Below are 26613 nucleotides of genomic sequence, written 5' to 3' on the forward strand. Positions count from 1 at the left end.
TCGTCATTGCGAGAAGGCTTTTTCAGCCGACGAAGCAATCTTTATAGCAAGAATTACCGGCATGAAAGATTGCTTCGTCGTTCCTTCTCGCAATGAAGATTTTTCGAGTAGATCAATGCCGTTAAGCTCTCCCCGTCACTCATATTGATTTTTATATAATAAATTGCCCTTAGGATAACAAATCATTATGGTGTACCCCCTGCAATTAAACATAAAAAAACTATGCTGGTGGGCATAGTTTTCTTTGAATTATTTATTGGTTATTTCTGTTATCGGTTCTCCAACGGTACCGTTTGGCATTTGGATGTGGAGCAATGCCGCCAGTGTTGGTGCAATATCCGTCATGTAATGCGTTTTGTTGGTAGCACCAGGTTTAATTCCCCAGCCCATAAATACCAATGGAATGTGCGAATCGTAAGGGTTCCAGCTACCGTGCGTGGTACCAGTGCTGCCACCGTTAAACCAGTTTGGTTCTAAAACGTAATAAATATCGCCGCTTCTGCGTGCATTATAGCCGTTGGTGATCATTTTTTTCTGGATTTCCTGAAGTGTGCTTTGTGAGATCTTTGAGATATCTACCGCATTCTGGAAGCCATCTAAAGTTTTTAAGAATTCAACTGATGCGGCTTTAATCACATCGAAGCTTACATTGCCTTTAGCAGTTTTATCGTGGTCGAAAATAATCTGGTTGTTCATCGAACTTAAAACCACATTGTTTACTTTGAATTTATCGTTCAGGTAAGCGTTCAATTTATTGGCAATATCCCTATCGCTTACTACACCAGAAGGCATTTTGTTTTCTTTCATAAAACCCGGAACATGTGCTGCACCATGATCGGCAGTTAAGAATACGGTATAGTTGCCTTTACCTACTTTTTTATCCAGATAGTTAAAGAACTCTTCAATATCCTTATCTAAACGCAGGTAAGTATCTTCGGCTTCGATAGAGTTAGGTCCGTAAGCATGGCCAACATAATCGGTAGAAGAACAGCTTACCGCTAAGAAATCGGTAATGTTATCCTGACCTAAATCTTCTGATAAAATGGCCAGTTTAGCTAAATCCAGCGTAATGGTATTACCATAAGGAGTGCTTCTGATGGCATCGAAGTTTTTATCGATATTTTGAGTTAACTGGTGCGGGAAAATATTGTTTTTGCCTTCATATTCTTTAGCATCGGCAGTACTGTTTACATAAGTATTAATCGGATATAGTGTTTCCCAGTTTTTAGCATAAAACTTGTTGGCTAACTTTAATTTGTTGTAATCTGCAATCCAGGTTGGCACTTCTTTCATGTAATACGTACTGGTAATCCAGTTACCTGTACTGCCCTGATACCAATAAGCAGCGTTTGCCGCGTGGCCTGCCGGAAGGATAGAGCCACGGTCTTTAAGTGAAATACCGATTACTTTACCCTTGAAATTAGTGGCCAGTCTCAACTCGTCGGTAATGGTAGTGGTTAACATGTTTTTTGGCGACATATTTCCTTCAGATGAAGGTGTGCTGCCAACAGTAGTTACAGTAGAATCTTCGGTACAGTAAACAGTTCTTTTGGTTTCAGGATCGTACCAATCGTTACCAATAATACCGTGTACAGCAGGTACTGAGCCGGTGTAGATACAGGTATGACCACATGCCGTATAGGTTGGGGTATAAGGAATAAAAGTATTTTCTACTGAAAAACCTTCGTTCACCAGTCTTTTAAATCCACCATTGGTATAGCGGTTATAATAACGGTACAGGTAATCCCAACGCATTTGATCTACAACGAGGCCAACCACCAGTTTAGGGCGGGCTACTTCGGCAGGGAATGCCTTAGCTGTTGCGGGTACGGTCTTTTTGGTTTGACCAAAAGCAATCGAAAAGGATAAGATAGAAATTGAAAAGATCAGACAAGGAATTTTTCTCATTTTATTTTTATTAATGCGGCTAAAGTAACCATTTTGAATAAAGATATTTTTAACTTTTTGTAAATATTTAGAAGTGAAATGGGATATTTCTATCAGAAATTAAAGCGCAAACGGTTGTCTAATTAGCAATAATCAAAAAAACTGCCATCAGGTACTTCATTCGGCCTCTTATAATTTCGAAACACGAAAATACATAGCGTTTTAAACTGTAAAATGTGCTCATTTTCATATAGTTGCAAGTGTTATGGCTGCTAAATCAAGGTTGACGATAGCATAATGGAGTCAATCGTTTGCGTAGAGAAAAATAATAGCAATTTGATTTTTGTGGTTAATTTAAGATTACAATTAATCACCTAACCAACTGTAAAACTATGAAGTCGACTAAATTTTCAACCTGGTCTGTAATGGCCATGGGGATCCTGGTATTTTTTCTCTTTTCCTGTCAGAAAAGTATTATTGCCGAAAGCCCGAAACTATCAAAAAATGCACTGAGTTTGGTCACAAATGCTACGGCAAGTGGAGAGAATGCCGCACCTTCAGAACACCTTTATTTTTCTTTTCCTTCTGATGCGATTGCTAAGTTGCATAAAATAAAAATTACGCAATCAGCCAATGCCGAATATTTTTCGGTTCACAATTATGCCGGCGGTTATGCGGGTTTACAGCAAACCCCCGATAATTCTTTTGGAACACCGAATATTTTGATCTCGTCATTATGGGATCCAAATACAGCCGGGGGCGTGTATTCGGAAGTGGCTTATACAGGAGCTGGAACCACGAGCAGCAGGTTTGGAGGAGAGGGTGATGGTTACAAAACGATTAATCCTTATCAATGGGAACTTAATACCTGGTATAATATAGCTTTAAGGGCATGGAAATTAAACGGGAAGTTATATATCGGTACTTTTATCCAAAATCAAACCAGCGGTGTGTGGTTTCATACCTCCACATTGGCTATTCCTGAGCGTACCCAGTTTCTGGGCTCAGGTAATGATGCATTTTTGGAGAACTGGACTGGATCCAATCCCGCTTATGATGGCAGTTTTGTTAGAAAAGCATTTTTTAAAGATTGCTGGAATTTAACCACCAATAATACCTGGGAAAAGCACACCAGCAGAAGTTTTAGCGCAAATGCTAACGATGCGGGCAGAAACGGTATTTACGACAGGGCTTTCAATTCGGGATATGATGCGACAGAAGATGCTTATTTTATGGAGCATGGCGGAAATGTTCAACCCAGTTCGGGTTTCGGCACAGGACGTACTTTGACGCTTCCGGCACAAACCAATCAGGGAACCGCACCAACATTAACCGTTGGGGAAGTACAATCGGCAACAGCAGTTAGCAATGGCAGTACGGTAACGGTAAACTGGACGAACAATCAGAGTAAAAGCCCTCAGTTTTCTTCAAAAGTAGAGTTGCTTAATTCATCAGGCACGGTGGTTAGCACGGTAAATGAGGTTTTGCCTCAAAAAAGATCGGCCACGATTAGCAGCACCCTAGGTAGCGGAACTTATTCAGTAAGAGTTACCATCACCGATATTTTCAATCAGAATTCAACACCAGTAACTGTTCCTGTTACAAGCGGTATTATGGCTAATACCTGGTATAAAGTCAAAAATGCATCAAGCGGGCTTTATCTTGCTATCGAAAATAACAGCACGGCCAATAGTGCATTTCTGGTTGAGAGTACCAGTGCCACCGGAAATGGACAAAAGTGGAAATTTAATACTCAGGGAACAAACTATGTAATCGTTAATGCGAATAGCAGTAAAGCGCTTGATATAGCTGGAGGTACACAAGCCTTAAACGGCAATATTATTCAGTATACGGTTACTAACGGGGCAAATCAGCAGTGGATTTTACTTCCTGTGGGTGCAAATAAATATGTAATCCAGAGTAACCTGTCTAATCATTATGTGTTGGATAACCCGGGGAGTAGTACAACCAGTGGTACTAAGATTGTGCAGTATAGCATAAATGGTACTTCTGGTTCTGCAAACCAGCAATGGATATTAGAGGCACAATAAAACAATAACAACAAATGAGTTGAGGCTACATAGCACTCAGCTCATTTCGTTAATCTTGAAAAAGAGGGAATTATTTATCTCTTTACAGCGCTTCGGCCACCACAAAAGTGCTTCCACCAATGTAAACAAGGTCTTTTAAACCAGCCGATTGGATAGCCATTGCCTTGGCTTCGGCTACGGATGAATAAGTATTTCCTTTTAAACCAAACCCGGCTGCCTGTTCTGCAAGCTCATTGGCGGCTAAGCCACGTTCTAAATCGGGCTTGCAAAAATAGTAAGCAGCATTTTTGGGCAGCAGCGACAAAACCTTCGAAATATCTTTGTCCTTTACCATCCCGAAAACGATGTGGAGGTTTTGATATGGCGTTTGGCTAATGTTTTTAATTACTTCGCTAATACCGGCTTCGTTGTGGCCTGTATCGCAAATTACCAGGGGATTTTTGCTTAAAGTTTGCCAACGGCCCTGCAAACCGGTTTGTTTTTTAACCTGACTTATGCCTTTGTAAATGCTTTGCTCGTCGGTTTTGATTTCGGTTTGTGCATTGAGCACAGCCAATGCTTCTAAAACCGTTAAGATATTTTTGTGTTGATAAACACCTGTAAGATCGCTTTGCAGGTGTTTATATTTGATTGCTTCGCCCTGATAAACTGATAATGACAATTTATTGTTCACCAGTTTAAAATCACGTGCGGTTAAAACCTGATCGGCAAAAACAATTTGTGCATTCATTTCTGAGGCCTTTTTATTAAATACCGGTGCAGATTCGGGATGGGTTTCGCCGATTACAACCGGAGTATTTTTTTTAATAATCCCGGCCTTTTCACCAGCAATTTCGGTTAGGGTATTACCCAACATGTTGGTGTGGTCTAAACTGATATTGGTAATTACCGAAGTAAGCGGACTAATGATATTGGTCGAATCTAAACGGCCGCCTAAACCTACTTCAATGATGGCGATATCTACTTCATTCCTGGCAAAGCAATCAAAAGCCATCGCTACCGTAACTTCAAAAAATGAAGGCTCGACTTTTTCAATCAGTTGTCGCTGATTCTTAACAAAAGCAATCACCTCACTTTTGCTAATCATTTTACCGTTAATGCGGATCCGCTCACGAAAATCTTTTAAATGCGGCGAAGTGTATAAACCCGTTTTGTAGCCCTGTGCCTGTAAAACCGAAGCCAGCATGTGCGAAGTAGAACCTTTACCATTGGTGCCGCCTACATGGATGCTTTTAAATTTATCCTGCGGATTGCCCAGCGCTTCGCAAAAAATGATGGTATTGGTTAAATCTTTTTTAAAAGCCGAAGCACCTACACGAGTAAACATGGGCAGTTTACTGTATAAATAATCGAGTGTTTGCTGGTAGTTCATAATACGGGTCAAATATAAGCCGAGGATTGCGATTCTGAAATGAAATAATGAAGATTTTAAAACAGACCACCAGTGAAATGGGCTATAAACAAAAAAGCACAGGTGTTTTACCTGTGCTTTTGAATTATTTTATTTCAAATGATTATTTCACTTTGAAGTTAAAGATTACGATTCCGGTTTGTACATCAGGTGCCGATTCCAGTTTATTTAAGCTGGCTCCCATTACGGCTTGTTCGCATTTTCTCCATAAAGCTAAATCGGATAGGGTAGTACCTCTTGCACCCGCTCTGGCCTGAACCACTTTACCATTTTTGTCCACACGGATTTGAACAGCAATTTTACCTGCACTTTGCCCATCATCCTGAATGCGGGGGATATCTATAAATTTTCTGCTGGCCAATGAAAGTTGAACATTTCCATTTCCTGAGCCACCTTCTCCATAGTTAGAGGCCAGCGGATCGCCATCTTTATCACCCTGGTTTCCAGGAGTACTTCCGGTTCCATCGCCTTGTCCCTGACCAGGATTCTTTTTGCCTTTGTACAAAGCATTTTGATTGATAACCGGCTTGGCAGGTTTTTCTTCTGTTTGCGCCGTTGGGGTAGTGGTTTTAACCTTGGTGGGTTTGGTATTTACCGCTAAAGCTTCTTCAGTATTCTGTGTCTGAATTTCTTTTTCACTCGATTCGGTTGAAGTATTTGGTGTAACTTTTTCTTCAGGAGTAACCTTGTCGGGAGCTTTACCATTAGCGTTAGGATCAACAGAGGGCTCTTCAATGCTGGTGTAATCATCGCCCATACCTTCTGCTGCAGTACCATAATTTACGACCATACCACCCATACCAATATCTTCTGGCGGTTGGAACGAGCCGATTACAATGAAAAAGCTGATCGCAAGCAGAAAAGCCATTATCCCGGTAGAAATGGCAACTGCTTTTGGGTAATTATTTTCTTCTGCAGTATTCATTATTTTTTAGGCTCAACAGCTAAAACAAGTTTTAATTTCAGTTTATTGGCAACATCATAGGCTACCATAATGTTTTCGGCAGGTACATTTTTAGCTACGTACAAAATGATGGTTAAATCGGGTGCCAGTTTCTGGAAGCCTTCAATAACCGGTTGTAACTGATCTTCTGGTGTCGGTTTCTTATCAACGAAATAATTTAACTTTTCGTCTATGGTTACCGTAACTGCTTTTTTGGCTGTTGATTGTTGTCCACTCGATGACTGAGGCAACAGCAATTTAACTACCTGAGGATTTACCACAGCAGATGCCAACAGGAAAAACAGCATCAGGAAGAACATGATGTCGTTTAGTGCCGATGTATGTACTTCTACACCTCCTTTTGTTCTTTTGCGTAAATTCATTATTTGCCCGGTTCTTCTAATAAATCAATAAAGTCAATTGCATCGGTCTCCATTTTCAGGATGATTTTCTCCACCATAATGTTTAAGATATGGTAAAGCACGTAGGCAATAATACCGATAATTAATCCGGTTGCTGAGGTAATCATCTTGGTATATAAACCACCTGAAATGGTTCCGATTTCGATAGCGCCTTTAATGGATACCTGGTGGAAAATGGTGATTACCCCCACAATGGTACCAACGAAACCAAGCATCGGTGCAATACCTGCAACAATACCCAATATACTGATGTTCTTTTCGAGTTTTGAAACTTCTAACTTACCCACATTCTCAATAGCGCCTTCAATTTCTTTAATCGGGCGACCAATGCGTCTTAAACCTTTTTGCAACATGCGCGAAAGCGGAGAATTATTGTTTCTCAAAAGCGACATGGCACCATCTAAATTACCCGATTGGATATATGATCTGATCTGGCCCATCAGGTTTGATTCATCTTTAGTTGCCTTTTTGATGGTTAAATAACGTTCTACAAATATAACCAGTGCTAAAAAGGCTAAAAATGCAAGGGGAATCATTACCCAGCCGCCTTTAAATAATAAATCAATAAAATGTAGTTCTGGTGCAGGCTGTGTTACGGCCTGGTTAATTGCATTTGCGGTGTCTTGTAATGCTTGTGTGGTGTCTTGAATTAATAAAGTTATCATTATGGTTGTGTGTTGTTAAATATTTGTTGTACGTAGTAACCCTTTCCCTTGAGTTTTTTCTGTAATAAATCTTTTTGTGCTACGGCTTCTTTTTCGTTGGTGAAAGTACCCAAACTCACGTTCTGACGTTTGCCCGGCATTTTCGCAATTTTTGCATTAATACCCACCTTTTTTAAGGTCTTAATGTATTGTTCTGCTTTTTCAACGCTTCCGAATGATGCGCCAATTACTTCGAAAGTTGCAGGACCTGTTTTTTTAGCTTCTGTTTCCGGTTTGGCAGGTGCTGTTTCTGCTTTTGGGGCAACTGGTGTTACTTTAGGTGCTGTTTTTTTTACGGTATCAGCCTTTTTCTGTACCTGATTGGCTTTTAAAATGCTATCGGTTTTGGCGATAGAATCTTGTTTCGCTTTCAGGGTATCTACGGCCACTTTGGGCGAATCGACAGTTACCGGATTTGTGATTGCAGGTTCGGATTGCCCGTTAAACAATTCGGGTTTAACCAGGTAGGTAATGGCAGCCGCAATAATAATGATCAGTGCTATGATTACCACTTTTAACCAGGTAGACATGCCTTGCGGCTGCGTATCGTGATCAATCGGATCGTGTCCAAAACGGTTAGGGTGTTCTTCGTGCTGTTGTTTAATAAAAGCAGGAGCTTCTACAACAGGTTCAGCTGGTTTAACCTCTTCCTCAAGTGGGATGTAAGTTTTAGCAGCTTCTGGTTCTGGAGTCAGCCTGAAACGGTTCGGATCTTCCTGGTGTTTTGGTGTGAATACATCAGGTGTTTCAGCAACAGCATCTTCAGACTCTGGTGTGTGTCCAAAACGGTTTGGATGCTCTTCGTGCTGGTGTACAACTGCCGGCGGAACTTCCACCTCCTGTGCTTCGACAGCTTTATTGGCTTGTTCTGATTCTGGTGTATGTCCAAAACGGTTAGGATGTTCCTCGTGCTGGTGTATTACTGCTTCCGGAATGGCTACTTCATGCTGTTCTTCGATATGGCTCGCTTCTTCTGATTCAGGCGTTTCAATAACGGCTGGTTCAGGAGCAGGAGTTGCAGGCGTTTCAGCAGTTTTTTCAATTGCATGCTCCGTATGCTGCAGGGTATTCCTCAAATCGTCTTTTACCTCGTCCAGTTCTACATTTTCGATTACCGGTTGCTGGTACGATTTATTTTGGAAAGGCGCAGGAACAATTGGAGCCTCGGCAATTTCATCATAAACGGCTTCGTCTTCTTTAACAGGTGCTGTCTGCGTTTCTTCAACAGCGGTTTCGGTAAGCGAAGGCAATCCGTAAAATTCAGAACCGTAATTCATATTTTTAATCGGTTCGAAATCCAAACCCTGTTCGGTAAAAAACAAACGACCGGTATTTTCTAACTCAATTTCATGATCCTGTTCCAGTTTCTGGTTTACCTCTTCAACAAACTGGGCAATGTAATATTGGGCACTTTCTGCAGAGATATTTCTTTTCGCCGAAATAAAATCAGTTAGTGCTTTTTCTTCTTTAACATCAGCAGTGAACTGAAGGGTATAGCCAGGAGGTAAAAACGTTTGTTTTTCCTTATCGTATCTACCGGGATATTTCTTTTTATAAAAAGTTCCCAAGCCGGTAATACCAACTTCTTTGCGTTGCTGCAAGAGCTCTAAAAGGTATGATAAGATATCCATTCGGGTAAAATTAGCGTTTTTATTTTAATTTGTTAATTCTACCTTCAAATGTAGCAATGACCATATTTTTAATTTTCGGTTAAAAAATTGAATACAAGAAAGATATGATTTTTTATGGATGATAACGATTTAAATTAAGTATTAGCAAAAATGATACCTGTATCTTCTTAACATAACGTTGATAAACGCAGAAATGGTATATCCCCAGCCAAATCACTCGCCACTTCTATTGAATTTAAAGGCTTGTTATTTACAAAAAACGCCTTTAAGCAATGTGCTTAAAGGCGTTTGGGTTTGATGTTTGTTAATCCTAAAATGAATAGGTCAATCCACCAAAAATATTAAAGCCATTTACCTGATAAAACAGGTAACGGTTATAATTTTTATTCAAAATGTTGTTTGCTTTGGCAAAAACAGAGAATTTATTGTTAATTCTGTAATCTGCACCCAGACCTAAATCAACAAAGCCTTTAACGGTTTCGATCGATTCGATTGAAGTATTAGGTACTACATATTGTTGTGGGTTAACCGGTTGTGCAATGTATAATTTTGCTTTAACATCGTCCTGAATAACTACTGCTACATTAAAGCTTAATTTTTTATTGTAGGTGTACACAAAGTTCGAACTTACTTTTAAGCCTGGTTTAAACCACGAGTAGGTTTCCTGTGCAGGTTTCCAATCGTCGATATTTAATTTACCTGTCCATTTCAATGCATCGCTTACCTGTACAGAAATTTCGCCTTCTAAACCGGTAAGTTTGGTTTTACCGAAATCGTAAATCACATCAAACTTATTAAAATCGGTATAGTTGTTTACAAACAGTGGCATATCATCAAACTGTTTTACGTAAATGCGGGCTTTGTAACCAAAACCTGGTCCGCCGGTACCTTTAATACCTGCACTGAAGCTTAATTTTTCGATGGTATTTCGGATATTGATGTTGCTGTTTAACCAAGGGTTTTCATCAGTTAAACCTTTAAGCGAGTTTCTGTTTACATCGCCTTTTACCTCACCAAAAACCTGCAGGTAATCTGGGATCAAAGTGAAATCGGCAGTAACAGCAGGGAAAATCCTCGAGCTGCTAAAAGCTCCAAACTCCTGTACAAAGTTAATTCCAGCTGTAATTTTTGCACCATTCACCTGCAAGCGGATGTAAGGGTTTAAACGCAATAAATTGTTGCCTACACTGGTTAAAGCATCTTTGGTATTGCCAAACTCAGTTGCAGCTGCCAGGCCTAAGTTAAACGAGCTGATGCGCTTGTTTAAATAACCATTCAGCGTAAAGTAATTTTCTTTGGCGCTAAACTTATCACCCCAGATATAACCATTGGCTTTTAAGGCATAGCTAAAAGCATCCTGATCTTCGGTAAAGTTTTTCACCATTTCGCCTTCCAGCTCAACAAAGGTTAAGGCTTGTTTTTCAGGATTTGGATTTAAGGTTGGGCGGGCATCGTCAATACCATAAAAATAGGTGCCGTTGCGTTCAAAATTAAGTTTACCGCTGAAGGTATTTTCGTCTAATATGCTGCGTCCAAAAACACTCAATTGCTGGCTGCTGCTGTTTTGTTTATTCAGCTTGCCTTCCTGACTAAAATGCCTGAAATAACCGCCAAGTTGCAAACCTTCGTCTTTACCAGTATTGAAGTAAGCTTCGCCTAAAAGCGTAGCCTGCGAGCCAAAAGCACCTTTAACATAATTATTTACCAAAATACTGGCTTTCTCTTCGGCAAGGGCCTGGGCCTGTAATTTCTGGATATCACTATTCAATTCCAGTTTTCTGTCGGTAATGCTGTAATTCAGTTTGGCCTTGTAGGTTTTAACGTCATCCAGATTCGGACTTCTTCTCAGTTTTACTGCTTCGGCCAAAATGGGCTTGTAAGGGCGTACCACTTCAATCTCTTCGTTTACAGCAGTTTTTTCTTCAGGCTTTTTATCCTGCGCCTGGGCAGTCATTAATCCAGCAGCTAAAAGAAACAGTGAACTATATATATATTTAATCGATTTCATAATGCTACTTCTTCTTGTTTAGTTTTTCCAGTTTTTCTTTGGCTGTAGGGATGATGTCATCCTTACCATCGTAATTATCAATGATACTGAGAAGTGTACTTTTTGCCTGTAAATTATCTTTCAGGGCCACATAGTTATCAGATAGCAGGATAAATGATTTAGCTACCCAATAATCATAAGAAGCCATGTTATTGATCAGATCGAAACAGGTTTTAGATGAGGTTTTGTAATCGCCCTTGTTATACTCAACCAAAGCGAGATTGTATTTTGCCTCGGCAGCGGCAATTGTTTTGGTTTTGGCCACTACGTTTTTAAATTCTTTAACCGCTGTGGTGGTATCGCCTTTTAACAGATAAGCTTTACCTGAGAATAAACCTGAACTATTTTTCTCTTCTTCCGAAGCTTTTTCCGAATCTTTGGTCAACTGTGCATATTTAAGCATGTCATCAGGCATGTTTAAAGCCGTGTAAGCCTTTAACAGGTTGTTGATGGCAAAACTATAGTGCGATTTATAATCAGTTGTTGTCTCTAATCTTTTTAAGTAAACAATGGCTTCGTTATACTTTTTTTGATCGAGGAATAATTGCGAAATGCTAACCAACGAACGTTCGGTATAATCGCTGGTCCAATCGTTCAGGATAAATTCGTAATCCGGGATGGCTTCATCCGGACGTTTTAATTTCACCAGCGATTCAGCCCTGATAAATTTGGCTTCTTTCTCGTGGTTGGCTTTCGGGAATTTATCGAAATAAGCATTAACCGCCTGGAAAGCTCCGTTGGCATCGCCTTTTAAATAGAGGTTATTTACGGCTGCAAAAACGATATTATCCTGCTCATTGCTTGAGTAATTGCCAAGTGGGGTGGTATTGGCATAAGCAATGAAACCATTGGCATCGCCACGATCTACGTAGATATTTTTGATCGATTCCATCGCCTGTTTGGCTTCATCGGTAGTTGGGTAATCGGTAATTACCTTTTTAAACGATTCTAAGGCGGCATCGTCCTGGTCCTGGTTGTATTGCACCAAACCAATAGTTACCAAAGCTTTGGCTACATAACTGCTGCGTGGATATTTGGCTACCAAAGCAACCAGATCGGATTTAGATTTATCGAAGTCCCCTTTGTTAAAATAAGTGTAGGCGGTTTCGAAACCGGCATCATCAGCGTAGTTCGAATTCGGGAATTTAGAAAGCAAACTTTGCATGGTACCAATTTTAGCATCATACTGGTTTTCCAGCCCCTGGATCATCCCTTTCTGGAAAGTGGCGTAATCTTCGGCGCTGGTATGTCTGTTGATGATTTTATTGTAATTCGCCATCGCATCGCCATAGTTCTTGTTTACGAAATAAGAGTCGGCTAAACGGATGGTGGCATCGTCAATGGTTTTCTGGTCTTTATCGTTTCCGGCTAAAAACTTCTCGAAATAGTTGGCGGCTTTGCTGTATTTTTCATCTTCAAAAGCTGCATAAGCCAGGGCGTAGTTGGCAAAATTGTAAACGCCGGTTTTGTCGGCATCCTGCATTTTCAAAAACTTCTCGAAAGTAGTTACAGCTTCGCCATATTTACGCAGCTCGTACATCGATTCTGCTTTCCAATAGGTGCTTAAAGCATGTATTTCACTGTCTTCTGCAAATTTCTCTGAACGTAAGAACATCGATAATGCATTGGGGAATGCTCTTTCGTTATAGAATTCCAGGCCACGGAAATAGGTAACTTTCTGGTAAGCTTCTTTGGCTTCTAAAGTTTTATCGGGGATTGATTCTAAAATATCAACTGCAGCCTGATAGTTTTTAGTGGTAAGCAACACTTCGCCCAACAAAGTTTTAGCTTCGTTTATTTTGCGCGATTTAGGGAAGTTTTTTAAGAAACCCTGTGTAGCCTCTAATGCCTGCTGATGGAATTCAAGCTCGTAGCTTAATTTTGCATAGTTTAACCAGGCTTCTTCCTGGATGGCTTTGTCGAAATCTAAACGCGATGCCCTGAAAAAGGCACTTTGTGCTTTTTGTTTATTGTTTAACTGGATAAAAGCTTTACCCAGCGTATGCATACCGTTTTGCAGGTAAATATCGTCGGTATTCAACTTTTCTAAAACCGCTACCGATTCTTTGTATTTCTTGTTTTGGAACAAAGAATAACCATACTGGTAAATGAAAAGGTTGTTTTTGGTTTCGCTTTTATCTTTAGCATAAAAATCTGCAAAGTATTTCTCTGCGTTTTTAAAATCAGATTTTGCAAAGTAAGAGGCTGCCACCAAACTCAACATTTCGGGTTCAAACTGTTGTTTGGTTTTTTGCATAATGGGCAGCGCATAGCTGATCACATCATCGTAACGCTCATCTAAGTAATACATCGAGGTGATGTAGTAGGGATAGCTGGCCTCGTAAGTTGGCGAACCTTTTAGTTTTTCGAAATTAGCAAGGGCTGTTTTATACTCTTTGTTTAAATAATTGATGTAAGCAAAATAGTAGGTAGCACTTTCCTGAAAGGCACCTTCTTCTTTTTTAACTTTCTCGAATAAGGGTTCTGCTTTTTCGTAATCTTTAAGCTCGAAATAAGCATAACCCTGTTTAAACTGGTATTCGTTTCTTTGTTTGCCCGAAAGGGTAGAGGGATCGGTTTTTTCGAACCACTCTAAAGCTTTTTTATAGTTTTTTTGGTTGAAATAGGTTTTTCCAACATAAAAATAAGCCAGCTTGGTGTTTGGGTTTAGCGGATAATCGCGGATAAAAGCCTGAAACAGACTTTCGGCATCGCTATTGGTTAACTCCAGTGCGCAAACGGCAGCATAGAATTTTGCATTTTCTTTTAACAGCGAAAGCTCGGCGTTGCTTTCGGTTTGGGTAGAAGGTTTATAACGTTGCAGCTCAACGAGTTTAAACTGTTGTGCGGCTGCCGTATATTTTTCTTTGTCTAATAACTCTAAGCCCGTTTGATAGTTTTTATTAAGATTTTGCACGGCGCTAACCTGGGCGTAGGTGCTCAAACCTCCTGCTACAAATAGCGGAATTAGTAAGTATTTTTTCTGCATTGGTTTCAAATATGGTTGGTACTAAATTAGAAATAGTATCAAAGCTTATCAACAGAAGTAATTAACATCTGTTAATAACACAATTAAACGACAGGTTTTTTGCTTTGGTATTGGCTGAAGTGCGAATGTGGAAAATTACCGGTTCATTCGTTCAATAGTCATTTGTTCATTGGTGGATTTATCGCGGACAATGAAATTGGTTCACTGGTTAATTGTTTAAATCGGTTAACTGTATTGTTGTAATTGTTGCATTGCTAACTGGAAACTGCCAATTGAAAACTGCATAATTGGTTAACTGGTTAATTGTTTAAATCGGTTAACTGTATTGTTGGAGATTGTTGCATTGCTAACTGGAAACTGCCAATTGAAAACTGCTTAGTGGGTTAACTGGTTAATTGTTTAAATCGGTTAATTGTAAAGAAAACCTACTCCAAACTAACAACTCCAAACTCCCAGCTCAACTCTAGCCCTGACTCGCAAGTAAATACAACACCGCCATACGAATGGCAACACCGTTTTCTACCTGCTCCAGAATAATAGATTGTTTGCTATCGGCTACATCGCTGGTAATCTCTACACCGCGGTTTATCGGGCCCGGGTGCATTACAACGATTTCTTTATCCAGATTATCTAAGATTTGTTTGTTTAAGCCATACATCATGGCGTATTCTCTTAGCGAAGGGAAATATTTTATGTCCTGGCGCTCTAACTGAATGCGCAGCATATTGGCTACATCGCACCAGTTCAGGGCTTTAATCAGGTTGTGTTCTACTTTTACACCCAGTTGGTGGATGTGCTTAGGAATAAGTGTAGTAGGCCCGCATACCATTACTTCGGCACCTAAGCGCTGTAAGCAAAGGATATTGGAAATGGCCACACGCGAGTGCAAAATATCGCCCACAATAACCACTTTTTTGCCTGCAACATCGCCCAGTTTCTGGCGGATAGAGAAAGCATCAAGCAAGGCTTGTGTAGGGTGCTCGTGTGCACCGTCGCCTGCATTTACAATCTGGGCTTTAACGTGTTTGCTTAAAAACTGACCGGCACCTGCATATGGATGGCGCATCACCACCATATCCACCTTCATTGATAGGATGTTGTTTACCGTATCAATAAGGGTTTCGCCTTTACTTACCGACGAAGATGAGGCGGCAAAATTTACCACATCAGCCGAAAGCCTTTTTTCGGCAAGCTCGAAAGAAAGCTTGGTTCTGGTAGAGTTCTCGAAAAAAATGTTGGCAATAGTAATATCACGAAGTGAGGGCACCTTTTTAATGGGCCTGTTAATCACTTCCTTAAAATTATCTGCAGTTTCGAAAATCAATTCGATATCATTCCGGTTAATATCTTTAATGCCTAAAAGATGTCGGGTTGATAATTTTTCTGCTGCCATTTTTAATTTATTGTTTTTCCGATAATAAAACTACTTTGTCTTCACTGCCTTCGCTTGTCCAGGTTACTTTTACCTGTTGCGAATTGAGGCTGTCTACCTGATGGCCGATATAATCGGGCTCAATGGGTAAATGCCTGCTGAACCTGCGGTCGATTAAAACCAAAAGTTCTACTTTTTCCGGACGGCCGTAAGCCAAAATAGCATCCATTGCTGCCCTGATAGTTCTGCCGGTCCAAAGTACGTCATCAATTAAGATTACTTTTTTGCCTTCGATGATAAAATCGATAGAATTGCTGCTTGCAGTTACCAGTCCGTCTTTACGGCGAAAATCATCCCTGAAAAAAGTAATATCAAGGTTACCCTTTAATATTTTTTTGTTTTTAAGGATGGTTTGTAATTCCTGGTGAATACGGTCGGCCAAAAAGATACCCCTTGGCTGAATGCCAATTAAAACGGTATTCGAGAAATCGTCGTGGTTTTCAATTAACTGATGGCAGAGCCTCTTAATTGTAATCTGAATTTTTTGTCCGTCAAGAAGTGTTTTCTTTTGCATTGAAGAAGGATTGGGCAAATATATAAAAATGTTTTAAGGTTGTAAAGCCAGATGCAGATTGTTTTGGCTTTCGTTGGTTAAAATCTTAATTTTCAGTTATTATGAATTGCAATATTATGCACCATGCTGCTGGTAATCATCAATAAGTTGAAGGAGCTTGCTGTTTATTGTTTTTACCACTTCGAAAGTACCATTGCCAATCTCCTTACCATCAATTACGGCCACCGGCCAGGCATTTTTAGTAGAACTGCTGATAAAAGCCTCTTTAGCGGTGTATAACTCTTCGAGTTCAAAATCACGTTCTACTATTTTGTAGCCTGCAATTTCGAGCCCTAAAATTTTGCTGCGGGTAATTCCTTTTAAAATTTCTGTTTTAGGCGTCACAATCTGGTGATCGGTTACGATAAAGAAATTTGCCCTGGGGCACTCCCTGATTAAGCCGTTGTTGTGGTATAGTAAATCTTCTGCGCCACTGTTTTTAACAAACGATTGTAGCCTGATCGCCTGAAGATAATCGATCGTTTTAACCATCGGCAGTTGGCGCTGATGATTATAAGTAAGTAGTTTCAACGGGTTTTTAAAAGGATCTGGATTAACTTCTAAAGGTGTTTGGGTAATAATCAGGTTGGGTTTGCTCATGGTATAGCCATCGTCGGCAAAACCACCGGTTAAAATTATTTTGATGCCCGAGTTGGGGATGTTATTTCTTTCGATCAGCTCGTTTATACTTTTACGCAGTTGCGTGCGATCAAAACTCACTTCCATATTCATTTCCTGTGCCGAATGGTAAAACCGGTCGAAATAATTGTCGATAAAAATGGGTTTGTGATTGACCGTTTTAAGAAAATCGAAAATGCCAAAGCCTCTTTGTACAGCCAAATCTGAAACTGAAATATTGGCCTCTGCGGCCGGGTACAATTTGTTATTGATGGAAATATACATCGCGCTGTGTGTTGAATATGATATTTAAAATTAAGCTAATTGAACTTGAATTGCTAAACTTTTAGCAGAATTGAAGGTTAATAATACAAAAGCCTGATTTTTATGCGGGTGTTAATTGTTAATTTTAGCCATGCTTAACAAGCCAATAATCTTTTTTGATGGAGTGTGTAACCTTTGCAATGCGTCGGTTCAGTTTGTTATTGCACACGATAAAAAAGATCAGTTTGGTTTTACAGCGATTCAGGGAGAGTTGGCTAAAGCGGTTTTGCCTGAGTTTAAAATCGATCCGCGCCAGCTCAATACGGTAATGCTTTTAGAAGAAGGGAAATTGTATACCAAATCTTCGGCGGCATTAAGGATTGCTAAAAAACTGGATGGGGCCTGGCCACTGTTGTATGGCTTTATTATCATTCCAAAATTTATTAGAGATTGGGTTTACAACATCATAGCCAAAAACCGCTACAAGTGGTGGGGTAAGGAAGAAAGCTGCTGGATACCTACGCCGGCTTTAAAAAGTAAATTTTATCCCTAGTAATTACTGGCCGTTATTCTTTTTGCGTGGCGACCAAAGCCACAAAGTGAGGATAATTAAAGGAATACAGATACTTAGCGCAATTACAATCATGATTTCACGCTGTTTAACCATATCCGGCTCAGTAGAGGTAAATACATATACTGCTTCTTTAATGGCAAAAAGTGTAATAATGGTGCAGATTACGGCAAATACTTTCCTCATGTTTTGAATTTGAATGCAAAGATTGCATTAATTTTTAATATTATTTTAGCTTTTTATTAGAGTGATGAATGATATATCGCAGAGGATCGTCATTGCGAAGCCAATTCTTCATTGGCTGAAGCAATCTTAAAGCGGTCGCTGTAAGCCCGTTTTGTAAGATTGCTTCCCCTAAAAACGGGCAGACTGTCGTCTCTCCTTGCAATGACGAATTTCTATTGAGGATATCATTGATAACGGAGTACAACAAAGCCAAGGATCCGAAGGTTCAGCAAGATAAATCTATCGAGATAGATCTCTCCATTTCGCTGCGCTTCAGTCGAGATGACGATTTCCTTAAATAAAAAAGTCAGCCGGATTGCTCCAAACTGACTTCAATTAACCAAATACAAACATTATTCTGCCGTTTTAACCGGCACTAAATCTTCGAGTTCTGCTTTTGTAAATAAACGATAGTGTACTTTAAAGGTTTTTTGTAATGGGGTTTCTAATGAAAAGCCGCCCACACCGAAACCATCCAGTACATCGAGCGTAAAGTGCGAAAACTGCCAATATTCAAAAAGATCGCGGTCTACCCAAAATTGGCAGCCTTCCACTTCGCCGAGGCAAATATCATGCATTCGGAGATAATAACCACCTTTTTCAAAACATTGGGGTTGTGTACCTTCGCAACAACCACCGGCCTGATAAAACATCAAATCGCCATGCTGTTCTTTTAAAATGGCAATCAGTTCTTTTGCTTTTTGGGTACTGTCGATTCTATTGGTCATGGTAAAATTTTACACTAAGCAGTTCGCAATAAGCCGCAGTTAAACAGCCTGTTTAACTGCGGCATCTCTAATCAACGGACAATTTATTTTTTTGTGCTAAAAGAAACCCAGTTTGTTCTTGTCATAAGAAATTAACATGTTTTTAGTCTGGCGGTAATGACCAAGCATCATTTTGTGGTTCTCGCGGCCAACCCCCGATTGTTTATAGCCTCCAAATGGTGCACCAGCAGGGTAGGCATGGTATTGGTTAACCCAAACCCGGCCGGCCTGGATGGCCCTGGGTACCTGGTAAAGTTCGTGTGCATCACGCGTCCAAACACCGGCACCTAAACCATATAAGGTATCATTGGCAATTTCGATAGCTTCGTCAACGGTTTTAAAAGTAGTAACGGCCAGTACGGGACCAAAAATTTCTTCCTGAAAAATCCGCATTTTGTTGTGGCCTTTAAAAATGGTAGGTTTAATGTAATAACCGCCACCTAAATCGCCGCTTAACTCATTTACTTCGCCACCAGTTAATACTTCTGCGCCTTCTTCTTTGCCGAGTTTAATGTAGGCCGCAATTTTTTCGTATTGTATTTTCGAAGCCTGTGCACCCATCATCACTGTACGATCTAACGGGCTACCAATTTTAATGGCTTTGGTACGCTCAATAACTTTGGTGATAAATTTCTCATAAATATCTTCCTGTACCAGTAAGCGCGAAGGACAGGTACAGATTTCGCCCTGGTTTAAGGCAAACATTACTGCACCTTCAACAGCTTTATCTAAAAAGGCATCATCTTCGGCCATTACCGAACTGAAGAAGATATTGGGCGATTTACCGCCCAACTCCAATGTAACCGGGATGATGTTTTCTGTAGCATATTGCATGACCAGGCGGCCAGTAGGTGTAGAACCGGTAAAGGCAGCTTTAGCAATTTTAGGATTGGTAACCAATGCGCGGCCAAGCTCTGCACCAAAACCATTTACCACATTAACTACACCCGGAGGCAATAAATCGCCAATTAATTCCATTAAGATCATGATCGAAACTGGTGTACTTTCGGCTGGTTTTAAAACCACACAATTACCTGCAGCAAGTGCTGGCGCCAGTTTCCAGATCCCCATTAACAAAGGGAAGTTCCAGGGAATAATTTGTGCAACTACACCGATCGGTTCGTGAACAATAAGCGAAACGGTATTCTGGTCTAGCTCTGAAAGTGAACCTTCTTCGGCGCGGATTACACTGGCAAAGTACCTGAAATGGTCAATGCCCAGTGGTAAATCGGCAGCCAGGGTTTCGCGCACGGCTTTACCGTTATCGATGGTTTCAACGGTGGCCAGATATTCCAGGTTGTCTTCCATCCGCTGGGCAATTTTATTTAGTATAATGCTTCTTTCGGTTGCAGAGGTTTTGCTCCAGGTTTTAAATGCTTCATGTGCAGCATCAACAGCCAGGCTTAGGTCTTCTTTGGTAGAGTGTGCAGCTTTGGTAAATACCTTCCCGTCAATAGGAGAGATGTTATCGAAATAAGCGCCTTTTACCGGTGCTACAAACTTTCCGCCGATGTAGTTATCGTAATGGGGTTTGAATGCCGGTTTTTTAATTAAGTTTTCCATAATTATTATTCAATTGGTGTGGTTCGAAAAACACTTGTAGCAGTTCTGGAAAGAATTGGCTCTGTGTTTTCTTTGCGGTTTTAAGATTTGGTTAATACAAACCTAATGGCAAAGTACATGGCAGTGATAGTATAATTGCCTCAACCGATAGCATTATTGTTGCAGCATGAACAAGCTTGCCAAAATACTTTTATATTTGGGTAGAGTAATGCTCGCTAACCAAATCTTTATTGTTATGGCACATGTATTGGATCAGGTAAGTTTAAGTAAATCAGAAAGTTTGCAGACTTTGGTCGAGAACCGTACTTCTTATACTTTAGAGCGTTGCGAGCTCAATGTTTTCGAAACCTATACCGAATCGTACCGGGTTCCGCTTACCTTTAACGATTTTGTGATTACCAGTATGCTGCGGGGCAAAAAGGTGATGCATTTGTTCGATAAAAAAGGCTTCGATTACTTTCCGGGCCAAACAGTTATTGTTCCGCCTGCTGTAACCATGAAAATCGATTTTCCTGAAGCCACAAATGTAAATCCAACCCAATGTATTGCTTTGGCCATAGATCAGGACCAGATTAAGAAAACCATTGCTTATTTAAACGAATTTTTTCCGAAGGAAGGGAGTAATGAAAAGTGGCTGTTAAATTACGATCAATACCACTTTTACAATAACGAAGAAATTGCTTACCTGATTAACAAGGTAATCCGTATTTGCTCCGAACGCTCAAAAGAAAAAGATATCCTGGCCGATTTAACCCTGAAAGAGCTGTTGGTGAGGATTATGCAAACCCAGAATTTGAATATTTTAAACAGCGATACGCATAATCCCAATCATAATCCATTGGCTTATGTGCTCAATTACATCAAGGCCAATTTAAACGAGAAGATTAACATTAACAGCCTGAGCGATAAGGCCTGCATGAGCAAAGCCACTTTTTACCGGTTGTTTAAACGCGAGCTCGGTATTAGTCCGAACGATTTTATTCTGGCTGAAAAAATAAATAAGGCCAAAGTATTGTTGTCGCAGCCAGGAGGTAAAGTAGCTTCTATCAGTTACGAACTCGGCTTTAGCGATGCCAATTATTTTATCCGCACCTTTAAAAAGATTGTTGGCATTACGCCCGGGGCTTACCAGTTGCAAGTAGCCAGCCAGTTAATCCATTAAATCATTTAGCTTATCTTTTAGCTGTTTTAAAGGAGCAGCAAAAATACTGTCGTTCATCCTTTTGGTAAGCCAGATAAAAGGAATACCAACCAGTGCTAATAAGGCCATTTGTAAAAAGAAATGAGGCAACTGAATTACTTGGGCCATGGTTTGGTGTACGTATAGCCGGTAGGCCAGTAAACCAATGGGGCCAGCTAGAGGCAAAAAGATGTAACCGAAAATGGTTTCGCCGCGTAAAATCTTTTTTATAGCGTTAAAGTTATCGGTGAGCACCTGTTTGGTGTTGGCGTTATAGTCTACAGCTGTTTTAATTTTGTTAAAATCGCGCACACCCAATGCCCTGCAGATCTCGTAGGTAATTACAACAAGCAGCAGCAATATTTTTAAATCGCCTTTGGCAAATATGGCCAGTGCTAAAAGCGGAAGATCAATAATTCTGATCCACCTTAATTTCCACTTCATTTTAAAAATCAGGTCCTGTAAAAGGCTGTGTGCTTTCTCGTCGATGTTTAATTTCGTGCTATCTATCTGCCCGGCTTTTGTGTTAAATTCTACACTCAGGTTTTGCCATTCTTGTTCTAAATTCATGTTATTTGCCTGTTAAAAGGGTAGTTAATTGTTGTTTAATGCGATGTAATTTCACGTTGGTGTGGTTTCTGGAGATCCCCATCATTTCGCTGATTTCGGTATTGTCGAAACCATCAAGATGAAGCATTATTATACTGCGGTCAATTTCTGTGAGTTGTTTAATGCAACGGTACAGCCAATCGGCACGTTCTGATAATTCAGGCGGTTCGAAATAATAATCCAAAGCTTGGCGGCTTTTAAGCTGGGTTTGTTTTTGTTTTTTGCTTAAAAAAGAGAGCGATACATTTAAGCTGAGCTTATATAGCCAGGTCGAAAATTGGGCATCGCCCTTAAAGCGGGGATAGGCCTGCCAGCTCTGGAAAACAATTTCCTGGTATAAATCTTTACGGTCTTCCTCGTCATCGGCATACAGGTTTACCATTTTATAGATAATGCCTTTATGTGCCTCGAGTTTATCGAGATAAGATTTTGCTATCATACCTTATTTAGCCTGATCTGCTGGTTTAGCCATTGATTTAAATGTTTTCTGGTATTGGTAAATCCCGATAACCAAAGATATTGCTGCCACAAGCAATAGGGGATATTTTAAAAAATAAGGCATGTTGGTACAGCTTACCACACAAATTAAAAATGCTGATGTTCCGAATTTTGAAGTTTTGTTTTCCATGTTACTACTCTTACTGAATCACTAATTTTTGAACAGTTAGTAAGCAATAGCCCCAAAAAATTACAGCCAGATAAAATTAATTTGCAAGGTATCTTTTTGAGTAGGTAATGCCCATCAAATCGTAGCGTTGAAACTGTGCTTTCAGGCGTTTTTGGAAATCAGGATAATTTCGTTTTTCTTTCGGGCTCCACAACACTTCGCTTAAGGCATCCAGGCGTGGAAAAAGCTGGTACTGTACTTTAGCGGGGTTCGTAATGTATTCGCTCCACAAGCAGCCCTGTGCACCCCAAATGTATTTGGCCTGCTCGCCATTTAATTCTGCCGGCACAGGTTCATAGTTGTACACATCAGCCAGGAGTGATGGGGTACTTGCGGTTAAACTATCTTCTTTTACAAACTGACCGTGATTAAAGTACATTTTATTTTCAGGGGTCATAATGGCTTTGTGGTTTTGCTTTGCAGCTTCTATGCCACCTTTTTCGCCCTGCCAGCTCATTACCACTGCATTTGGTGCCAAGCCGCCCTGTAAAATTTCGTTCCAGCCGATGATGGTTTTTCCTTTGCTGTTTACAAATTTCTCCATCCTGCGGATAAAATAACTTTGCAGTTCACTCTCGGTTTTTAAGTCGTTGGCCTTCATTACCTGCTGTGAAACTGCCGATTGTTTCCACCATACTTTAGAAGCCTCATCGCCACCAATGTGGATATAAGGGGAGGGGAATAAGGCCATTACCTCTGTTAAAACATTTTCTAAAAACTTAAAAGTAGTATCAGAAGCCTGCAGTACATTGTTGTATTTGTTCATCATGCCCCAGGTTTCGGCAACTGTGTACTTTTTGTTGGGTTCGGTGCCTAATTCCGGATAGGCTGCCAGTAAAGCCATGCTGTGCGCAGGCATCTCAATTTCGGGAATAATGGTAATATAACGTTTAGCGGCATAATCAATCACTTCTTTAATTTGTTCCTGTGTGTAAAAGCCGCCATGACGAATGCCATCAGTTTTAATTACAGCATCTTTTGGCGTAATTTTAATTTCGTTGGGTAGTACCTGGTATTTAATATTTTCGTTGCCTTTTCCGGGCCATAAACCAATAATGCTGCCGTTACGCCAGGCACCAATTTCGGTTAGTTTAGGATATTTTTTGATTTCAATCCGCCAGCCATGATCATCGGTTAAATGCCAGTGGAAATAATTCATTTTATGCAGGGCCAGGTAATCGATGTATTGTTTGATAAAGGCTACATCAAAAAAATGACGGCTTACATCGAGGTGCATGCCGCGGTAGTCGAAGCGGGGATAATCTATAATATCAACAGAAGGGATGAAGAGTTCATCCGAAGTTGTTACAGGTAATAGTTGGATAATGCTTTGAACTGCATAAAATAAACCCTGTTCTGAAGATGCTCCTGCATTTAGCGTTGTGGAAAGTACCGATACAAAGTATTTGTTTGGGTTTTCATACAATTGATCAGATAATACAAGTTTAATACTGTTTTTATTTCCGTCTCCTGCAGTATTACTTATTTTAAGATTGAGTTTGTAATGTTTAAATAAATATTCTGCTAACAATGTAGCAGAATTCATCGCTTTATCATCCGTTATGAAAATAATAGTCTGATTATCAATTTTAAATTTATCAGTTGGGTAAAGTCCTGGTCTTAATTGTACGGGCTGCGGGATAATGTTAATCTCCTGAGCAGAAACTTTGAACGAAATAAGGACCAGAAATAAAAAGATAATTTTTTTCATGCTGAAAAGGCTAGGTTACGCTTTTCAAAAGTAGTGATAATTGGCGGATGCCGGGAATAGGATGGTAGAACGAATTACTTATGTTACATAAACCCGATAGGATGGATGCCGTTTTTCACGGCAGGAAGGATAGCGGGGCTGTAGTTACCGATAAGCAGTTACTTTCGTTTTCTAATAATATTTGACCATATAAGGAATCTAAGAAAATATAAGTTTGTTTCCCCGAAAAACGGGGCAGGCTGTCGGCTGAAAAAGCCTTCTTGCAATGACGATTCATCAAGAAAATCTGTGCACTCCGTATTTTCGTTGCTGCCTGGTATAGGTTGTAGGGTAAAAAATAATCCTGTAAGGTTTTAAAAACCTTACAGGATTGGGCAAAAAAAATCCCGATAACTTTCGCTATCGGGATTAATATTTCAGTTAAAAAGAACTAGCCTTTTTTAGCTTTGCTTTCTTCGCCTTCTAATTGCGATTTCAATTGAGCCAATACGTCTAAGTCTCCTAAAGTAGATTTCTCTACAGAATCTTTAACTTTTTTAACCGCAGTTACAGCAGCTTTAGCTTCTTTTTTCTTAGCATTTCTTTCTTCTGCTACAGCTTCAGCTTTAACCTCTTCCCAGATACGGGCGTGAGATACTACGATACGTTTTGCTTCTTTGTTGAATTCAATGATTTTGAAGTCATTGGTTTCTTCAGCTTTAACTGAAGTACCATCTTCTTTAACCATGTGTTTAGTTGGTACGAAACCTTCTACGCCATAAGGTAAAGCAATAACAGCACCTTTATCAGTTACTTTAACAACAGTACCCTGGTGAACCGAATCTAAAGTGAAGATCGTTTCGAAAGTATCCCAAGGGTTTTCTTCTAATTGTTTGTGACCTAAGCTTAATTTACGGTTATCAACGTCTAATTCTAAAACAACTACGTCTAATACATCACCAACTTTAGTGAATTCGTTAGGGTGGTTAACTTTTTTAGACCATGATAAGTCAGAAATGTGGATTAAACCATCAATACCTTCTTCGATTTCAACAAATACACCGAAGTTAGTCATGTTTTTAACAGTTGCTTTGTGCTTGCTTCCAACAGGGAATTTAGCAGCAACTTCTTGCCATGGATCGTTAGATAATTGTTTAATACCTAAGCTCATTTTGCGCTCGTCTCTGTCTAAAGTTAAAACTTCAGCTTCGATCTCATCACCAACTTTTAAGAATTCTTGTGGGTTTCTTAAGTTTTGCGACCAGCTCATTTCAGAAACGTGGATTAAACCTTCAACACCAGGGATGATTTCTAAGAAAGCACCGTAATCTGCAACAGTTACGATTTTTCCTTTTACTTTAGAACCAACCTGAATGTCAGCACTTAAGTTCTCCCAAGGGTGTGGAGTTAATTGTTTCAAGCCTAAAGCGATACGTTTTTTCTCATCATCGAAATCTAAAACAACCACGTTGATTTTTTCATCTAATGATAATACTTCTTTCGGATGCTCTATGCGGCCCCAAGAAATGTCAGTAATGTGAAGTAAACCATCAACACCACCTAGATCGATGAATACACCGAAATCAGTAATGTTTTTAACAGTACCTTCTAATACCTGACCTTTTTCTAATTTAGAAACGATTTCTACTTTTTGTGATTCTAAATCGTCTTCAATTAACACTTTGTGAGAAACTACTACGTTTTTAAACTCGTGGTTAATTTTAACAACTTTGAATTCCATTGTTTTACCCACGTATACATCGTAATCGCGGATAGGTTTAATATCAATTTGAGATCCTGGTAAGAAAGCCTCAACACCCATGATATCAACAATTAAACCACCTTTAGTACGGCTCTTAACGAAACCGTTGATGATTCTGTCGTTCTCAAGTGCCTCGTTAATTGCTTCCCATGATCTTTGGGTTTTAGCTCTTTTGCGAGAAAGGATCAATTGACCGTTAGCATCTTCTGGTGCTTCAACGAATACGTCAACTGAATCGCCGATTTTTAGATCTGGTGTATCACGGAACTCAGAAGTAGAAACTAAACCGTCTGATTTGAAACCTACGTTTAATACTACGTCTTTGTTGTTGATTGAAACAACGATACCGCTGATGATTTCACCTTTAGTGATCTGGTTGAATGTTCCGGCATACATATCTTCAAACTTTTTACGGTCTGCTTCATTGTAGTTACCAAAAACTTTTTCATCTGCATCCCAGTCGAAATCTTCGCTTGGTGTTGCTAATGATGATTTGATCGATTCGATCGAAACTGAATCAGCTTCTGATTCAATAGTTTCTTTTTCAGTCAGGCGTCCGCCTTCTCCCTGAAGTTCAGCTGTTTTAGCTGCTAATTCTTTTTCTGCTACTTGTTTTTTAGCCATTAA

The 26613-nt window shown here is 39.8% G+C and carries 22 protein-coding genes; 3 read left to right on the top strand and 19 right to left on the bottom strand.

Features of this window, described 5'->3' with window-relative positions; all coding sequences use genetic code 11:
- Positions 1-249 precede the first annotated feature (249 nt).
- Positions 250-1908 (bottom strand): alkaline phosphatase PafA, encoded by a 1659-nt coding sequence (gene pafA / locus OC25_RS24345; RefSeq protein ID WP_039482198.1) that lies wholly within the window; start codon positions 1906-1908, stop codon positions 250-252.
- A gap of 371 nt (positions 1909-2279) precedes the next feature.
- Between pafA and OC25_RS27125 the strand changes: the two genes are divergently transcribed.
- Positions 2280-3938, top strand: a complete 1659-nt coding sequence (locus OC25_RS27125) for a DUF3472 domain-containing protein (RefSeq protein WP_052266431.1) — start codon at positions 2280-2282, stop codon at positions 3936-3938.
- A gap of 82 nt (positions 3939-4020) precedes the next feature.
- Here OC25_RS27125 and OC25_RS24355 read toward each other — a convergent pair whose 3' ends face one another.
- From OC25_RS24355 to OC25_RS24400, 10 genes are all read right to left on the bottom strand, one after another.
- On the bottom strand, positions 4021-5310 hold the full coding sequence (locus OC25_RS24355) for a bifunctional folylpolyglutamate synthase/dihydrofolate synthase (protein ID WP_039482202.1): 1290 nt from the start codon (positions 5308-5310) through the stop codon (positions 4021-4023).
- Between the two features lie 142 nt (positions 5311-5452).
- Positions 5453-6274: a hypothetical protein gene (locus tag OC25_RS24360; protein WP_039482205.1), complete on the bottom strand. Its 822-nt coding sequence runs from the start codon at positions 6272-6274 to the stop codon at positions 5453-5455.
- Positions 6274-6675, bottom strand: a complete 402-nt coding sequence (locus OC25_RS24365; RefSeq protein WP_039482209.1) for an ExbD/TolR family protein — start codon at positions 6673-6675, stop codon at positions 6274-6276. Before OC25_RS24365 ends, OC25_RS24360 begins: the two co-directional genes overlap by 1 nt.
- Positions 6675-7379, bottom strand: a complete 705-nt coding sequence (locus OC25_RS24370) for a MotA/TolQ/ExbB proton channel family protein (protein ID WP_039482213.1) — start codon at positions 7377-7379, stop codon at positions 6675-6677. Before OC25_RS24370 ends, OC25_RS24365 begins: the two co-directional genes overlap by 1 nt.
- Positions 7379-9049, bottom strand: a complete 1671-nt coding sequence (locus tag OC25_RS24375) for an HU domain-containing protein (protein WP_039482216.1) — start codon at positions 9047-9049, stop codon at positions 7379-7381. Before OC25_RS24375 ends, OC25_RS24370 begins: the two co-directional genes overlap by 1 nt.
- Before the next feature lie 310 nt (positions 9050-9359).
- Entirely contained in the window at positions 9360-11057 is a 1698-nt protein-coding gene (locus OC25_RS24380) for a porin family protein (protein WP_039482219.1), read from the bottom strand.
- A gap of 4 nt (positions 11058-11061) precedes the next feature.
- Positions 11062-14085, bottom strand: a complete 3024-nt coding sequence (locus OC25_RS24385; protein ID WP_039482222.1) for a tetratricopeptide repeat protein — start codon at positions 14083-14085, stop codon at positions 11062-11064.
- A 463-nt stretch (positions 14086-14548) separates the two neighbouring features.
- Positions 14549-15478 carry an aspartate carbamoyltransferase catalytic subunit gene (locus OC25_RS24390; protein WP_039482225.1) on the bottom strand — a complete coding sequence of 310 codons (930 nt, stop codon included), beginning with the start codon at positions 15476-15478 and terminating at the stop codon, positions 14549-14551.
- Positions 15479-15485: 7 nt separating this feature from the next.
- Positions 15486-16031, bottom strand: coding sequence for a bifunctional pyr operon transcriptional regulator/uracil phosphoribosyltransferase PyrR (gene pyrR / locus OC25_RS24395; protein WP_039482230.1), 546 nt, complete (start codon positions 16029-16031; stop codon positions 15486-15488).
- A gap of 114 nt (positions 16032-16145) precedes the next feature.
- Positions 16146-16973, bottom strand: coding sequence for an aminotransferase class IV (locus OC25_RS24400; RefSeq protein WP_052266432.1), 828 nt, complete (start codon positions 16971-16973; stop codon positions 16146-16148).
- 130 nt (positions 16974-17103) lie between these two features.
- Here OC25_RS24400 and OC25_RS24405 point away from each other — a divergent pair, with 130 nt between their 5' ends.
- The gene (locus OC25_RS24405; protein WP_039482234.1) at positions 17104-17505 is read left to right on the top strand and encodes a thiol-disulfide oxidoreductase DCC family protein; all 402 of its coding nucleotides are present in this window, start codon (positions 17104-17106) and stop codon (positions 17503-17505) included.
- Between the two features lie 3 nt (positions 17506-17508).
- Here the strand turns inward: OC25_RS24405 and OC25_RS24410 are convergent, their stop codons facing one another.
- The 3 genes from OC25_RS24410 to OC25_RS24420 all read right to left on the bottom strand — a co-directional run bounded on the left by OC25_RS24410 (position 17509) and on the right by OC25_RS24420 (position 20078).
- A complete protein-coding gene (locus OC25_RS24410) occupies positions 17509-17709 on the bottom strand; it encodes a hypothetical protein (RefSeq protein ID WP_039482238.1) in 201 nt (66 codons plus the stop codon).
- Between the two features lie 392 nt (positions 17710-18101).
- Entirely contained in the window at positions 18102-18476 is a 375-nt protein-coding gene (locus OC25_RS24415; RefSeq protein ID WP_039482243.1) for a DUF779 domain-containing protein, read from the bottom strand.
- A 96-nt stretch (positions 18477-18572) separates the two neighbouring features.
- Entirely contained in the window at positions 18573-20078 is a 1506-nt protein-coding gene (locus OC25_RS24420) for an aldehyde dehydrogenase family protein (protein ID WP_039482245.1), read from the bottom strand.
- Positions 20079-20313: 235 nt separating this feature from the next.
- Here OC25_RS24420 and OC25_RS24425 point away from each other — a divergent pair, with 235 nt between their 5' ends.
- Positions 20314-21240: an AraC family transcriptional regulator gene (locus tag OC25_RS24425; protein ID WP_039482318.1), complete on the top strand. Its 927-nt coding sequence runs from the start codon at positions 20314-20316 to the stop codon at positions 21238-21240.
- On the opposite strand, the gene OC25_RS24430 is transcribed toward OC25_RS24425, so the two are convergent.
- From OC25_RS24430 to rpsA, 5 genes are all read right to left on the bottom strand, one after another.
- On the bottom strand, positions 21229-21828 hold the full coding sequence (locus OC25_RS24430; protein WP_039482248.1) for a hypothetical protein: 600 nt from the start codon (positions 21826-21828) through the stop codon (positions 21229-21231). The genes OC25_RS24425 and OC25_RS24430 overlap by 12 nt on opposite strands.
- Before the next feature lies 1 nt (position 21829).
- The gene (locus tag OC25_RS24435) at positions 21830-22306 is read right to left on the bottom strand and encodes an RNA polymerase sigma factor (RefSeq protein WP_039482250.1); all 477 of its coding nucleotides are present in this window, start codon (positions 22304-22306) and stop codon (positions 21830-21832) included.
- Between the two features lie 3 nt (positions 22307-22309).
- A complete protein-coding gene (locus OC25_RS24440) occupies positions 22310-22495 on the bottom strand; it encodes a hypothetical protein (RefSeq protein ID WP_039482255.1) in 186 nt (61 codons plus the stop codon).
- 76 nt (positions 22496-22571) lie between these two features.
- Positions 22572-24245 (bottom strand): beta-N-acetylhexosaminidase, encoded by a 1674-nt coding sequence (locus OC25_RS24445; RefSeq protein WP_039482258.1) that lies wholly within the window; start codon positions 24243-24245, stop codon positions 22572-22574.
- A 430-nt stretch (positions 24246-24675) separates the two neighbouring features.
- Positions 24676-26610, bottom strand: coding sequence for a 30S ribosomal protein S1 (gene rpsA, locus OC25_RS24450; protein WP_039482263.1), 1935 nt, complete (start codon positions 26608-26610; stop codon positions 24676-24678).
- Positions 26611-26613 lie beyond the last annotated feature (3 nt).

The sequence above is a fragment of the Pedobacter kyungheensis genome (assembly GCF_000812965.1).
Lineage (GTDB): Bacteria > Bacteroidota > Bacteroidia > Sphingobacteriales > Sphingobacteriaceae > Pedobacter > Pedobacter kyungheensis.